Annotated in this window: 11 protein-coding genes; 10 read left to right on the plus strand and 1 reads right to left on the minus strand. The window is 58.6% G+C overall.

Features of this window, described 5'->3' with window-relative positions; translation table 11 throughout:
• The first annotated feature begins 16 nt into the window (after nucleotides 1-16).
• On the plus strand, nucleotides 17-658 hold the full coding sequence (locus tag HGP14_RS26860; protein WP_168832919.1) for a ThuA domain-containing protein: 642 nt from the start codon (nucleotides 17-19) through the stop codon (nucleotides 656-658).
• 169 nt (nucleotides 659-827) lie between these two features.
• Entirely contained in the window at nucleotides 828-1,817 is a 990-nt protein-coding gene (locus tag HGP14_RS26865) for an IS5 family transposase (RefSeq protein ID WP_168832963.1), read from the plus strand.
• A 752-nt stretch (nucleotides 1,818-2,569) separates the two neighbouring features.
• Here HGP14_RS26865 and HGP14_RS26870 read toward each other — a convergent pair.
• Nucleotides 2,570-3,433 (minus strand): GntR family transcriptional regulator, encoded by an 864-nt coding sequence (locus HGP14_RS26870; protein ID WP_312862188.1) that lies wholly within the window; start codon nucleotides 3,431-3,433, stop codon nucleotides 2,570-2,572.
• Here HGP14_RS26870 and HGP14_RS26875 point away from each other — a divergent pair.
• Genes HGP14_RS26875 through HGP14_RS26910 form a run of 8 tightly spaced genes read left to right on the plus strand, consistent with a single transcriptional unit; the run spans nucleotide 3,386 to nucleotide 13,636 of the window.
• Nucleotides 3,386-4,360: an Ldh family oxidoreductase gene (locus HGP14_RS26875; RefSeq protein WP_246704594.1), complete on the plus strand. Its 975-nt coding sequence runs from the start codon at nucleotides 3,386-3,388 to the stop codon at nucleotides 4,358-4,360. The two genes, HGP14_RS26870 and HGP14_RS26875, sit on opposite strands and share 48 nt — an antisense overlap.
• 20 nt (nucleotides 4,361-4,380) lie before the next feature.
• Entirely contained in the window at nucleotides 4,381-5,631 is a 1,251-nt protein-coding gene (locus tag HGP14_RS26880) for an iron-containing alcohol dehydrogenase (protein WP_168832921.1), read from the plus strand.
• A gap of 11 nt (nucleotides 5,632-5,642) precedes the next feature.
• A complete protein-coding gene (locus HGP14_RS26885) occupies nucleotides 5,643-7,112 on the plus strand; it encodes an NAD-dependent succinate-semialdehyde dehydrogenase (protein ID WP_246704595.1) in 1,470 nt (489 codons plus the stop codon).
• Nucleotides 7,113-7,138: 26 nt separating this feature from the next.
• Entirely contained in the window at nucleotides 7,139-8,251 is a 1,113-nt protein-coding gene (locus HGP14_RS26890; protein WP_168832923.1) for a mandelate racemase/muconate lactonizing enzyme family protein, read from the plus strand.
• 32 nt (nucleotides 8,252-8,283) lie between these two features.
• Nucleotides 8,284-9,900, plus strand: a complete 1,617-nt coding sequence (locus HGP14_RS26895; protein ID WP_168832924.1) for an ABC transporter substrate-binding protein — start codon at nucleotides 8,284-8,286, stop codon at nucleotides 9,898-9,900.
• 11 nt (nucleotides 9,901-9,911) lie between these two features.
• The gene (locus tag HGP14_RS26900) at nucleotides 9,912-10,844 is read left to right on the plus strand and encodes an ABC transporter permease (RefSeq protein WP_168832925.1); all 933 of its coding nucleotides are present in this window, start codon (nucleotides 9,912-9,914) and stop codon (nucleotides 10,842-10,844) included.
• A 4-nt stretch (nucleotides 10,845-10,848) separates the two neighbouring features.
• On the plus strand, nucleotides 10,849-11,727 hold the full coding sequence (locus HGP14_RS26905; protein WP_168832926.1) for an ABC transporter permease: 879 nt from the start codon (nucleotides 10,849-10,851) through the stop codon (nucleotides 11,725-11,727).
• 34 nt (nucleotides 11,728-11,761) lie between these two features.
• Complete coding sequence (locus tag HGP14_RS26910; RefSeq protein ID WP_168832965.1) at nucleotides 11,762-13,636, plus strand: ABC transporter ATP-binding protein; 1,875 nt, start codon at nucleotides 11,762-11,764, stop codon at nucleotides 13,634-13,636.
• Nucleotides 13,637-14,090 lie beyond the last annotated feature (454 nt).

Consider the following 14,090-nt stretch of genomic DNA (forward strand, 5'->3'; position numbering starts at 1 on the left):
TCAGGAGAAATGCAATATGCGCGAAGCACTTATCGTCTGGGGCGGCTGGAGCGGCCACGAACCGCAGGAATGCGCCCATATCATCCGCGACATGCTGGAAGAAGACGGCTTCAAGGTCTATCTCGAAAACAGCACCGAAGCTTTTGCCGATCCGTCGATCCATGATCTCAGCCTGATCGTGCCGATCGTCACCATGTCGAAGATCGAAAAGGAAGAAGTGAAAAACCTTGCCGCGGCGATCGAAAGCGGCGTCGGCATTGCCGGCTACCATGGCGGCGCGGGTGACAGCTTCCGCGAAAGCGTCGAATACCAGTTCATCATCGGCGGCCAATGGGTCGCGCATCCCGGCAATATCATCGACTATACCGTCAACATCACCCGGCCCGATGATCCGCTCATGGAGGGAATAACCGATTTCCCCTACACGTCGGAGCAGTACTACATGCACGTCGATCCTTCGAACGAAGTGCTCGCCACCACGACCTTCACCGGCGACCATGCCTATTGGATCAATGGCGTCGTGATGCCCGTCGTCTGGAAGCGCCACTATGGCAAGGGCCGCGTCTTCTATTCCTCGCTCGGCCACCAGGCCAAGGAATTCGATGTGCCGCAGATGAAGACCATCTTCCGCCGCGGCGCCAACTGGGCGGCCCGCTGACGATCGCTACAGTCTGGCCCCGCCGCGATGTGCGGGGCCAGCCATCCTCGCGCAGCAGGTCTTGGCGATAACAAGAAGCATCCGGCGCGAGCATTGGTGCAGGGATCAAATTTCAACGATTTCCGCCTATGGGTCCGCAATCGCAAACAGCGTGATTGATCCGCACACCATGCCGCATAAACACAACGCCTCCCGCCGACATCGCATCGGCAAAATGAAATTCAAAGTGGCGAACTGGCGGGAGTATGAAGCGGGTCTTCGCCGTCGCGGCAGCCTAACCCTGTGGTTGACGCCGGAGGCGCTGTCGGGTTGGGCTGCACCGCGCCGAACGACACGCGGTGGTCAGCGGCATTACTCTGATCTCGCCATCGAGACGACCTTGATGTTGGGCATAGCGTTCGGACTGCGGCTGCGCCAAAGCGAAGGGCTTTTGAGTTCGGTGCTTGCGCTGATGGGATTGGATCTGCCCGTGCCCGATCACACGACCCTCAGCCGACGGGCAAGAACCTGGAAACCATCTGCCAAACGACGGGCTGAACCAGATGCTCCACTTCACGTGCTGGTCGATAGCACCGGGCTGAAGATCTATGGCGCAGGCCAATGGCTTGAAGAAAAGCATGGTGCCAAGTCCCGCCGTGGCTGGCGCAAGTTGCATCTGGCGCTTGATGCCGACAGTGGCGAGATCATTGCGCATGCGTTGACAGATCAGGACACCAGCGATGCCTCGCAGGTGGCGCCGTTGCTCGACCAGATCGACGATGAGATTGGCCGGTTCACCGCCGATGGCGCCTATGATGGGGATCCAACCTACAACGCTGTCCTGCGCCACAGTACTGAAGCAAAGATCGTCATTCCACCGCGCGCAACGGCCGTGGCAAGACAGGAGGCTGAGCCGGTAAACCAACGGGATTGTCATGTCGCATCAATCCAGGCCGATGGTCGGCTAAAATGGCAGGCCTCCACCGGCTATGGCAAACGGGCTTTAATTGAAACGGCAATGAGTCGATACAAGGGGATCATCGGGCGTCGCCTGCGGGCACGTTCTTGCCCCACTCAACTGACAGAGGTGGCCATCGGCGTCGCCATCCTTAACCGAATGCTCATCTGTGCACGCCAGAAATCCGTGCGGTGCAAGGCAACGACGCCGGCAACAAAATGACCAACGTCATCAAGACTGAATAGCGCCTGCATAACTATCCGCGCACCAACGCCCCAAAGTCAGCAAAACGTTCCTATAGGTTGAAACTCCTAGTCATTCTAGGATGAAGATCCCAATTTGGCTTTTCCGACGGCGAAACGGGCGGACACGTATTCGTGTTCCTAGTGGGCAGTCTGGTCGACGAAAGGCCGCCATGGAATTAGGCGGATTTCGTAGCCAATCACCCGCCCGTCACGCTGAAACACAGACAGGACGAGATCGACGGTACCTGACCCTGCGTCCGGATTGCCCGCAAAAGATCGCGGGCCACGCTGTCTGAGCCAGATGGCGGGGGAGTTCTCCATGCGGACGATAGTTCAGGGAGTTAGGTCCCCCCAAATGCTTCACAGCATCGATGCTGATTTGCTCGTCACTGGCCGCTCGATTCGTTGCGGATCCTCCGAGGAAGTGGCCAGTCCGTCGAATCCCGGTCCTGATATCGCAGCCGCCCTTCATCGCCGCGGTGCGCGAAGCAGACCGCTGCCGCGCCTTCCGGCGCGCAAGCGGCAACCTTGTCCGAGCCGAAGCGGCAAATCAGGATGGCTGCGATGCCCGGCACCTCGATATGCACCCGGGGTGTGACTGGGCCGCGCTGTTCGACATCAATGGTCCCGACAGGCGTGTAAAGGCGTTTGCCTTGACGCTAAATCATCACAAGACTGTATCCGAGTTCGGGTCGTAGGCAGTGTCCTGGCCGATCAACGAAAAATAGGTCAAACTCCTGAAAAGATTGCCATGAATCGAACCCGCGACCGCTCGATATGATCGCGCATAGCCCTCTCGGCCGCCGCGTGGTCGCGCCTTTTGATGGCGGAGATAACTAGTGCGTGCTCATTGTTCGCGTCACTCGTCGCCCGCGAATGAAAATAGAGGCGAAACAAATGTACATGGATATGTAGTCGTGCGAGCGTCTCATGGATCAGAGCATTCCCACTGCCAAGAGCTATCGTGTCGTGGAATTTGCTGTCGCTCTGTGCGAATCGACCGTAGGCGAGACGGGCATCCTCATGGGATATCGCTCTCATCTCTTCATCGATCGCCTCGAGTTCCGAAATCGTTGTTTCCGACATTGATTTGGCAGCTTGTGCTGCAGCGAACGGTTCCAATAGCAGCCTAAGCTCGTAAAGCTGTTGCAGCCGCGCCTTATCGAGCTGCGGGGCCGCGCTGTACCCAATGAGGTGCGTCTTGACTACCAGCCCTTGGGCTTCCAGGCGGGACAGAGCCTCACGGATTGGTGTCTGCGACACCCCTAATTCCCGAACAAGATTGTCGACCGCGATCCGCCCACCTGGCGGTATTTTCAACGACATCAACTGCGCATAGATCGCGTTATAGACCTCTTCCCCGAGACGAGGCGGGCGCCGCAGCAGCGTGCTGGTTTCACTAGAAGTTGAGCCGCTCATCTCTTTTCCCATTTTTTCGAAAAGCTCCTTGACGTGTGTTTTTCTTAGCACCATAGTGCCGCCATCGCAATGAAATATCCGATCGGATTTGATATCGTGGTCATTGTTGAAGCGTCGAAACTCAAAATGCTTGCTGATCGCGTGCTCGAACACGCAGGCGTCGATGCCGAGCACCGGGACCTCCAGGTCGATCTTCTCATGGAGGCCGAACTGCGGGGTGTCCCCTCGCACGGCCTTTTGCGACTTGATCGAATTGTTCAACGTATCGCAAATGGCGTCATCGATCCTGCCGCCCGAGGCAGCCACACCTGGCGGGGCGCAGGATTTCTCGCCGTGGATGGACAACGCGGACTGGGGCCCGTCGTGGCGAACTTTGCTCTGGATGCATTGAAGGCAAGAGCGCGCGAGCATGGCGTTGCTCTGGCAGCCATCAACAACTCCAACCATATCGGGATGCTGGGATGGTATGCTGAACGCGTGGCAGCGGAGGGATTTACCATTATCGCGCTCTCGACCAGCGAAGCCCTCGTGCATCCATGGGGCGCCCGCAGGGCCATGCTCGGAACCAATCCCATTTCTATAGGTGTTCCAACCGGCGGCGAGCCGTTCATGATGGATACCGCAACCAGTCTCGTATCGATGGGCGAAATCCATGACCACGCGAATCGTGGCCAACCAATTCCGCCGGGTTGGGCGCTCGACGTCGACGGGAATCCGACCACGGATCCCGAGGCTGCGAAGAAGGGCGCGATCGCACCATTTGGGCAGGCAAAGGGCTACGCGCTTGGTCTTGCCCTCGAGTTGCTCGTCAGCAGCCTTTCCGGCGCGGCCCTCGGCACCGAGGTTGTCGGAACGCTGGATGACGAAAGCGTCTGCAACAAGGGCGATGTTTTCATCCTCATCAAAGGCCCAAGACGTGATTTGCAGGCATATCTCGAGGAAATCCGTTCGATGCCGCCGGCTGCCGGGTTTTCCAGCGTGTTGATCCCTGGCGAGCGTGGCCGCGCCTGTCGCGAGACGCTGCGGAAGGAAGGGATTCCGATCTCGGACGAGGTTTACCAGCGATTGAGGTCGCTCGCAGCCGTCAAAGCAACGGCCTAGCCAAATCAGGAGGAAGAAATTTGTCGCTGTTTGGAACACTACGTACGCCACGCAACCTCGTGTTCGGGGCCGGTCAACGTGCTGCATTGGCTGCTTATGCCGCGTCTCTTGGGCAAAAGGCGCTGGTCGTGACCGACGCGCGACTTAGTGGGGAGGGTGATTTCCGGGTTCTCATGGACGCGCTCGGGAAGGCTGGTGTCGAAGCCAAAGTCTTCGACGAAACGATCGCCGAACTGCCATTGGAATGCATTGCCAGCGCGTTCGACGCAGGCAGGGCCTTTGGGGCCGACTTGGTCATTGGTATCGGTGGCGGAAGCTGCCTGGACGCGGCAAAGGTCGCCTCGCTTCTGCTTGCCCACGGTGGGCGCGCTTCCGACTATTACGGTGAATTCAAAGTGCCAGGCCCGGTCCTGCCACTCATTCTTCTGCCGACAACGTCGGGAACCGGATCGGAAGTAACGCCCGTTGCAGTCATTACGGATCCTGATCGGGCTGTAAAGGTCGGTATCGCAAGTCCGCATCTTATCTGTCACACCGCCATTTGCGATCCGGAACTGACCTATTCCTGCCCGCCGGGCCTTACTGCCGTATCGGGTGCAGACGCGCTGACGCATGCCATCGAAGCATTTACGACCACCCGGCGCCGGCCGACCGCCGGTATCGTGCATGAACACGTCTTTCTTGGAAAGAATGCGCTCAGTGATCACTACGCGCTCATGGCGATTTCTCACATAGCGGCAAGCCTGAAGCGGGCCTGCGACAACGGCAACGACACAGAAGCTCGTGAGCGGCTCATGCTTGGAGCGACCACAGCGGGTCTCGCTTTCGGTACCGCTGGCACGGCGGCTGCCCATGCTGTCCAGTATCCGGTCGGTGCGATGACCCACACCGCGCACGGCGCAGGCGTTGCAGTGATGATGCCTTATGTCATGGAATTCAACCGCGACCACTGTGAAACCGAGCTTGGACAGATCGGTGAGGCCATGGGCGTTGATCTTGGCGGCCGCTCGCCACAGCAGCGCGCAGATGCCACGATCGATGCCGTCGCCGATCTTTTCGCATCGATCGGCATCCCGAAAACGATCGCAGACCTCGGCGTCGCCGAGTCCCAACTTCCGCAAGTCGTGGAGCAGGCCTTGGGCAGCGTTCGGCTTGTCAAGAACAACCCGCGGCCTCTGGATCAAGCTTCCATGGCGATACTCGTGGAGGCCGCGTTCCGCGGCGACCGGGGTCGTCTCAGGGCCAGTGCACTCACGAGAAAGGCAAGTTGACGATGTCCATCATGCAGAAGATTACCTCGCAGATCAGTTTCGATATCGCTTCGGTGCCGACGAAGCTTTTCATTGGGGGAAAATGGCGCGAGGGACAGGCCGGCAAGCGGTTGGACGTGATCGATCCATCCACCGGAGCGGTGATCGCAGCTGTGGCCGATGCCTCGATCGAGGATGCGCTTGCCGCCGTCACTTCAGCCCACGAGGCAGGCCCGGCCTGGGCAGCAACGCCACCGCGCAGGCGATCCGAGATCCTGCGTCGATGCTTCGAACTGATGATCGAACGGAAGGACATGCTGGCCGAGCTCATCAGCCTTGAAAACGGCAAGGCGCTTGGCGACGCCCATGGTGAGGTCGCCTACGCCGCAGAATTCTTCCGCTGGTTTGCTGAAGAGGCCGTCCGCCTGAATGGCGAGATATCGACAGCTCCCTCTGGTGCAAACAAGATCCTCGTGCAGCACCAGCCGATCGGAGTCGCCGTTCTTGTGACACCGTGGAACTTTCCGGCCGCCATGGCGACTCGCAAGATCGCTCCGGCACTGGCTGCTGGCTGCACCTGCGTTTTGAAGCCGGCGACTGAAACCCCGCTTACCGCTTATGCACTGGCTGAACTCTACGCGCAGGCCGGTGTTCCAGACGGCGTCGTCAACGTGATCACGACGGAAAAATCCGGTCCCGTTGTCAGCAAGATGCTGCATGACCCGCGCGTCAGGAAACTGTCCTTTACCGGTTCGACCGAGGTTGGCCGAAAGCTCCTGCACGAGGCCGCCGATACCGTGATTTCCTGCTCAATGGAGCTTGGCGGCAATGCGCCCTTCATCGTCTTCGACGATGCCGATCTCGATGCGGCAATCGAAGGCGCAATGATTGCCAAGATGCGCAATGGCGGCGAGGCCTGCACGGCAGCCAATCGTTTTTATGTCCAGCAAGGCATTGTCGACGCCTTTGCCGGCAAGCTCGCAGAACGCATGGGCGCCATGGCAGTCGGACCAGGTTACGAGAAGGCGACGCAATGCGGCCCCGTGATCAACAAGGGTGCACTTGAGCGGATCGATGGCCTGGTGTCGGACGCAACTAGACGCGGCGCAAAGGTGCTGACCGGTGGAAAGCCTCTCGAACGTAGTGGGTTCTACTTCCCGCCGACGGTTCTGCGTGACGTGTCGGCGGATGCGGCGATCACACGCGACGAGATCTTCGGACCGATTGCAGCGCTGACGACCTTCAAGACGGAAGAGGAGGTCATCGCTGCTGCAAACGATACGGAATACGGGCTTATCTCATATGTCTATACCCGCGACCTTGCTCGTGGCCTTCGCGTCTCGGAAAGGCTCGAAACCGGCATGGTCGGCCTCAACAGGGGTATCGTCTCTGATCCCGCCGCTCCTTTCGGCGGCGTCAAGCAAAGTGGTCTCGGCCGGGAGGGCGCGCACCATGGAATCTTGGAGTTCTGCGAAACGAAATACATCGCAGTCACCTGGTAATATCTTGTAATTGGGAGGAAAGTTCGTTGAAGATCACCAAAGTTGAGCCATTCCAGTTGGCCCTTTCCGATGGCGCAAATGCTTCGAAAAGCGCCTTCGTCCGCATCGAAACCGAGGACGGTGAGTTCGGCCTCGGCGAGGCGTCGCCAATGCAGGGCGGCTACGCGTCGCTTGTCGTCATTGCAAGGGACATGGCTCCCTTTCTCGTCGGGAAGGACGTTCTTGACCACGCCGTCCTGCTCGATGACCTGTTCCATCGCTGCGTAAAGCTCGGTCCCGAGGGGATCGCAACCTCTGCTCTTGCCGCGCTCGACATCGCTCTGTGGGATTTGAAGGGCAAGCTCTTCAAGCAGCCGGTCTACAAGCTGCTGGGCGGCGCGTGGAAGACCAGTCTGACATGCTACGCGTCCATCGGGGGCAATGCTGCCCGGACGGTCGATGAAGTTCTTCGGGTGGTCGAACGGCGTGTTTCCAAGGAAAATCCTGCGGCTGTCAAAATCCGGTGGGATGGAGACCGCAGCCGTCAGGACGTGGACATTCCCGGCGATATCGCAAAAGCCAAGGCGGTTCGCAAGCTTCTTGGCGACGAGTTCGTCCTCGGCTTCGACGCCAACAATGGCTATTCGGTCGGCGGGGCCATGCGGGTGGGTCGGGTCCTGGAAGATCTCGGCTACACCTGGTTCGAGGAGCCGGTCCAGCACTACAACGTGCGCGCAATGGGCGAAGTCGCCCAGCGACTCGACATCACCGTCTCGGCTGGCGAGCAGACTTATACGCTGCAGGGGCTTCGAGATCTTATCGATGCGGGCGTCAGAATGGTTCAGCCCGACATCATCAAGATGGGCGGCATCACCGGAATGATGAAATGCGCCGCCGTCGCTCATGCCGCCGGTGTGGAGCTCGTGCCGCACCAGACGCAGCCCACCGTTGGCCATCTCGCCAACATCCACGTGCTCAGCACCATCATGCATTTGGCCAAGCCGGTCGAACTTGCGGACAACTGGGAGAGAGGTTCGTCCGTGTTCGTCAATCCGTCCGAGCCGAAGAATGGCAGGTTCGAACTACCGACCGCGCCGGGCCTCGGCATGGTTTTCGATGCTGCAGAAATGGAGCGCCGCAAGATCGCAATCGCACATTAACTCGACAACAGGATCCTTGGGAGGAAGGAAAAATGAGTGTTTCACGCAGAGAGTTTCTTATTCAGTCGGGACTGATCACGGCTGCTGCGGCTGTCGGATCGACCGTCGGTTTCGCACCAGCAACGGCCGCCGACAACGATACCATCACGATCGCGCTTGCGTCCCGTGCTCCCGTCGGTCTCAATCCGCAACAGACCGGGCTGAACGGCGGCGACAACTGGGGTGTCAACCAGATTTACGATACGCTGGTCAAACCACCCGAGGGCCGCTGGGCTGTCAAGCCAGACGAGTTCCTGCCGAGCATCGCTGAAAGCTGGGAGTCGTCGGAGGATGCCAAGACCTGGACCTACAAGATCCGCAAGGGTGTGAAGTTTCACAAGAACTACGGCCAAGTCACTGCCGACGACGTCGTCTTTACCTTCGGGCGTCAGATCGATCCGAAGCTGGTGACCGCGAATAAGGTGTTCTACGCAAACATTCAGTCCTGCGAAGCCGTCGATCCCATGACCGTGCGCTTCACGTTGAAGCGGCCGGACCCGCTCTTCAACGGAAGCTGCGCCTCCACGCTCAGCGTCTCGATCATCTCCAAGAAGGCATTCGAGGAGAAGGGAGAGGGCTTCAATACGGACCCGATTGGAACCGGGCCTTACCAGTTGCAGTCTTTCAGTCCGACGGATGGTCTGCACCTCGTTGCATTTCCGGAGCACTTCGAGGGGCCGCCGGCGACGCCGAACCTCCGCATCACGTTCATCGCGGATACGACGGCCAGAACCCTGGCGTTCGCATCCGGCCAGGTCGACATGATTGAGGGCGTACGTGCGCCGGGTTGGGTCAATTCCATGAAGCAGCGCTCGGCAAGCACGATCTTCGACGCCACTGCACCGGGAAGCCATAACACGCTAAACATCAATCTGACGCGAAAGCCGCTCGACAATCTGAAGGTACGCCAGGCAATCCGGTATGGCATCGACAATGCTGCGATCGCGGCCGCTTTCCAGGGCATCGCCAGCCCAATGGTGGGGATCATCGCGTCGCAGTTTTCCGGGTCCGTCAAGGCAGAGGATTTGCCGCCGGAGCTACAGTACAAGCCCGATCCGGAGAAGGCCAAGGCGCTGCTTGCCGAGGCGGGTTTCCCGAATGGCGTAACCATTCCCTGCTATGTCAGCCAGCGTGAGGACTATGCCTCCATCATGCTGATGATCCAGGAGCAGTTGCGCGCTGCCAACATCAACCTCGATCTGAAGATCATCGATCACACCACGTTCCATTCCGACAATCGCCAGGACAAGAACGCGCTTGCCCTCTACTCCTCCAGCTTCCCGCCGGTACCCACGCTGACACTGTCGTCGCAGTTAGCAGCCTCGGCGGTAGTCAAGGCTGACGGCAAGGGGCAGGGCAATTACAGCCACTATGGCGTCGCCATTCCCGGCATCGACGACCTGCTCGCAAGAGCCCAGAATGAACCGAATTTCGACAAGCGCATCCTCCTCATTCAAGAGGCCGAAAAGAAGGTTCTCACCGATCTTCCGTTGCTCGGCATTATCGCGCTGTCATACGTGATCGCCCGCAATCCTCGCGTTGATATCGGCTACAAGGTCGAATCCGGCCCGGCCTACTGGTCGCTTGCAAAAGCCAAGCGCGTCGCCTGAGGGAGGTCGCCATGCCCGGCATTGTTTCCGTCAAGCTGCTTGACGCCATACCTACGGTCTTTCTGGTCCTGACACTCGTGTTTGTGGCCTTGCGGATCCTGCCGGGCGACCCCGCGCTCGTGGCGCTAGGAGACTACGCAACGCCGGAACAGCTCGCGCTGTTCCGGTCCCAAACAGGCCTCGACGCTCCACTCTGGCATCAATATCTGACATTCCTATGGGATATGGTTCGCCTTCATTTCGGCAACTCTTTGATGCAGCACAGGCCAGTCACCGACATCATTGCCGAAAACCTGCCCTATACGATCGAGCTCACGCTCTTCGCCACGCTTCTTGGCGTTATCTTCGGCCTGCCGTTCGGGGTTCTTGCAGCTGTCAAGCGCAACCGAATGCCCGATTCGGGGATGCGGATATTCTCGTTGATCGGGTATGCGATTCCGGATTTCTATCTTGGCGCGCTGCTGCTTATCGCCTTCGCGCTCAATCTTGGATGGTTCCCGATCAACGGTGGCGGGGCGGGCCTTGTCGATCGCCTGTACCATCTCGTCTTGCCGGCGATTACCCTCGCCATGGTAAAGGTCGCATTTCTTGGACGTCTAACCCGGACGTCGCTGCTGGAAGTTCTTTCGAAGGACTATATGCGCACGGCCAAGGCCAAGGGCGTGTCCCAGCGCAACATCATCTACAAGCATGGCCTGCGCAACGCGCTCCTGCCTGTCGTCACCGGCGTTGGGCTCAGTATTCTTGCGACGTTGTCCGGCTCGGTTGCGATAGAGTTGGTATTTAACAGGCCGGGCATCGGCGAAACGCTGATCGACGCGATCCAGGTGCGCGATTATCCTCTGATCCAAGGAGGCGTTGTGGTCTTCGCGTTCTCGGTCGTTCTCGTCAATCTTCTCGTCGACATCGTCTACACGCTCGTCGATCCACGGATCAGGGGATAAGGAAATGGCCATTGCCGACAATGCACCTGTCGTCGTCATCGAGACGAGCTATTTCGATTTCATTCGACGTGCCATCTTTTCCAAACCGTCAACGATCTGTGCCACGGTCGTCATTGCTCTCTTCAGCGTGATTGCAATCTTTGCGCCGTGGATTGCACCATATGATCCACTGAAGCAGAGCTATTTTGCCATCAGCGCCTATCCGTCGCGAGAGTATTGGCTTGGTACCGATCAATTCGGTCGTGACGTCCTCTCGAGGCTGATTTATGGGTCGCGAAATTCGTTGATTTTCGGCTTGCTTGCGCCCTTCTTTGCTGCGTTGATTGGAACAACGCTCGGAGTGGTCGCTGGTTATTTTGGCGGTGTTACCGACCGTCTTGTCACCCGGATGATCGATCTGCTGATGGCATTTCCCGAGCTTCTGCTTGCCATTATCATCTCTGCCGCACTCGGCGGCGGGTTCTGGAACGTTCTCGGTGTCTTGACCATTGCCTTCGTCCCGGGGTTTGCGCGTGTGTCGCGCGCCTCGACATTGTCGATCAAGCAGGAGCCTTACATCGAAGCGGCGAAAGCCATCGGAGTAAGGACGCCTGTCATCCTGGTTCGACATGTACTGCCGAACATCTCGGCCCCCATCGTTCTGCTGCTCACACTGTGGATCGCCTCGGCAATCCGCCTTGAGGCCGCCTTGAGCTTTCTTGGAATCGGCACCCAGCCACCACAAGCAAGCTGGGGCAACATCATTCGCGATGGGCTGAGCAATGTGTTCGGTTCGCCCTGGTCGATCATTGGCGCAGGCCTGGCAATCACCGTCGTGGTTCTTGCGTTCAATGTCATCGGAGACTCCGTGCGAGACGCACTTGACCCCGAAGCAGCCGAATGACCAGCGATCGCGAAGGGAAAAGGCGGTGAACAGCATGATAACGACACCTGCTCAGACGCTCCATTCAGGGAGCGGCGTCGACGTCAAAGCCAGGCCGGTGCTGGCAGTCGACAATCTCCGGACCTCCTTTCACACGGCTGGCGGTTGGACCGAAGTCGTGAAGGGCGTTTCATTCAACGTCCACGCGGGGGAGACGCTCGCGGTCGTTGGCGAATCGGGCTCCGGCAAGAGCGTAACGGCCTTCTCCATCATGCGGTTACTGTCGGATGAACGGGCGAGGATCGAAGGCTCCGTCCGGCTCGACGGTCGTGATCTGTTGAGACTTCCCGAAGAGGAAATGCGCGGGGTTCGCGGCAACGCCATTTCGATGATTTTCCAGGAGGCGATGACCAGCCTGAACCCGGTCTTCACAATCGGACAGCAGATTGTCGAGTCGCTGAGGATCCATCGCTCCATGACTGGCGCGCAGGCTGAGATGGAGGCGATCAGTCTTCTGGAACGCGTGAAAATCCCGGCGGCGAAGGCCCGCTACAACGACTATCCTCACAGCTTCTCGGGTGGGATGCGCCAGCGGGCGATGATTGCGATGGCACTTGCCTGCCGCCCCAAGGTCCTCATCGCCGATGAGCCCACGACAGCTCTTGACGTCACGATCCAGGCAGAAATTCTGAGCCTCATTAGGGAATTGCAAACCGAAGAGCAGATGGCCGTCATGTTCATCACCCACGACATGGGGGTGGTGGCCGAGATCGCGGAACGGACCGTTGTCATGCTTCGAGGCGAGGCGGTCGAAACCGGCACGACCGAGGAGATTTTCCGAAGGGCGAAGCATCCCTACACGCGGGCACTGCTGCATGCTGTGCCGGTGCTCGGGTCGATGAACGGTGAGGCTGCCCCGAAGCGCTTCCCGATCATCGATCAGCAGACCGGTGAGCCGAGGCAAGCCAGCCCTTCCATTGCTTCTATCGCGTCGAGCACGCAGCCCGCACTGGAGGTGGAAGGGCTGACGACACGTTTCGATATCCGTTCGGGGCTGTTCGGCAAGGTCAACAATCGTATCCACGCGGTCGAGAATGTGTCCTTCAAGTTGATGCAAGGGGAGACATTGTCCCTTGTCGGCGAATCTGGATGCGGCAAATCGACGATCGGACGCTCGATCATGCGCCTCATCGAACCGAAATCGGGTTCAATCCGCATCATGGGCGAGGAAATCATGGCCATGGCTCCTCGCCAGGTGAGGGCGGCGAGGCGTAACATCCAGATGATTTTCCAGGATCCCTTCGCCAGTCTGAACCCCCGCCGCTCGGTTGGACAAGCCATAGCCGAGCCGTTCCTCACGCATCGCCTCGGGACGAAGGAGCAGGCGGAACGGAAGGTCGCAGAACTGCTCGAACAGGTCGGCCTGCAGCCCTTAATGGCCAGCCGACTTCCTCATCAGTTTTCCGGCGGTCAACGCCAGCGCATCTGTATAGCCCGGGCGCTGGCGCTCGCTCCAAGGATCATTGTTGCAGATGAATCGGTGTCTGCGCTTGATGTCTCCGTGAAGGCTCAGGTTATCAATCTCATGATGGAGCTTCAGGAAAGGCTCGGCCTTTCATTTCTCTTCATTTCGCACGACATGGCGGTCGTGGAGCGCATCAGCCACAAGGTTGCCGTGCTTTACCTTGGGGAGATTGTCGAATTCGGATCGCGAGAGGAGATATTTACCAATCCCCAACACTCCTACACCAAGCGGCTGCTCTCTGCCGTGCCGTTGCCGGATCCCGATAGACGGAAGAGCACGCGTGCATTGACTGCACGAGAGATCAAAAATCCAATCCGAGCCCGAGATTATGTCCCGCCTGAACGACACTACCGCAAGCTATCCGACAGCCATATCGTCATGGAAGAACAGGGCGATACGCCTTAGGTTGTGCAGGGATATCACTCACCCACATGAGAGGACGAGGTTTAGAGGGTAATATGCGGAGCGCTGGCGATAGCACCATAGAGGCGTCGCCTATCAGGCTCGGCGCCAATCTGCATGCTGATCTCGGCATTCTGAAATTTCGACACCCAGAAAGATAAAGATTCTTGCACCGGACGATGCTCTTCTACAATCAATATCAGTTGTGGATCAAAACAAGTCGGCAGCTTTTGCGACATCCAGGCATTGCCGCGGAAGCGGTCTCATTCAGCGATGTAGTCCTCTATTGTCGTATGACAGCCGATACGAAACCCGCAATGCCCGCCTTGAAAGGAGTCGAACCGACGACCGGGCAATTTCCCTCGTGTGGCTATTATTGATTTATGGACTTGAGAATGCCGTCAGGCTCGACGATAGTACTGACCGTTGACATCCAAACTTCCCGGGATAAACAGAT

This window comes from Rhizobium sp. P32RR-XVIII (assembly GCF_012641395.1).
Taxonomy (GTDB): Bacteria; Pseudomonadota; Alphaproteobacteria; order Rhizobiales; family Rhizobiaceae; genus Rhizobium.

Coding starts and splice junctions, on each gene's coding strand:
- HGP14_RS26860 (WP_168832919.1), top strand. CDS start 17: ATGCGCGAAGCACTTATCGTCTGGGGCGGCTGGAGCGGCCACGAACCG.
- HGP14_RS26865 (WP_168832963.1), top strand. CDS start 828: ATGCCGCATAAACACAACGCCTCCCGCCGACATCGCATCGGCAAAATG.
- HGP14_RS26875 (WP_246704594.1), top strand. CDS start 3,386: ATGCTTGCTGATCGCGTGCTCGAACACGCAGGCGTCGATGCCGAGCAC.
- HGP14_RS26885 (WP_246704595.1), top strand. CDS start 5,643: ATGCAGAAGATTACCTCGCAGATCAGTTTCGATATCGCTTCGGTGCCG.
- HGP14_RS26895 (WP_168832924.1), top strand. CDS start 8,284: ATGAGTGTTTCACGCAGAGAGTTTCTTATTCAGTCGGGACTGATCACG.
- HGP14_RS26900 (WP_168832925.1), top strand. CDS start 9,912: ATGCCCGGCATTGTTTCCGTCAAGCTGCTTGACGCCATACCTACGGTC.
- HGP14_RS26905 (WP_168832926.1), top strand. CDS start 10,849: ATGGCCATTGCCGACAATGCACCTGTCGTCGTCATCGAGACGAGCTAT.
- HGP14_RS26910 (WP_168832965.1), top strand. CDS start 11,762: ATGATAACGACACCTGCTCAGACGCTCCATTCAGGGAGCGGCGTCGAC.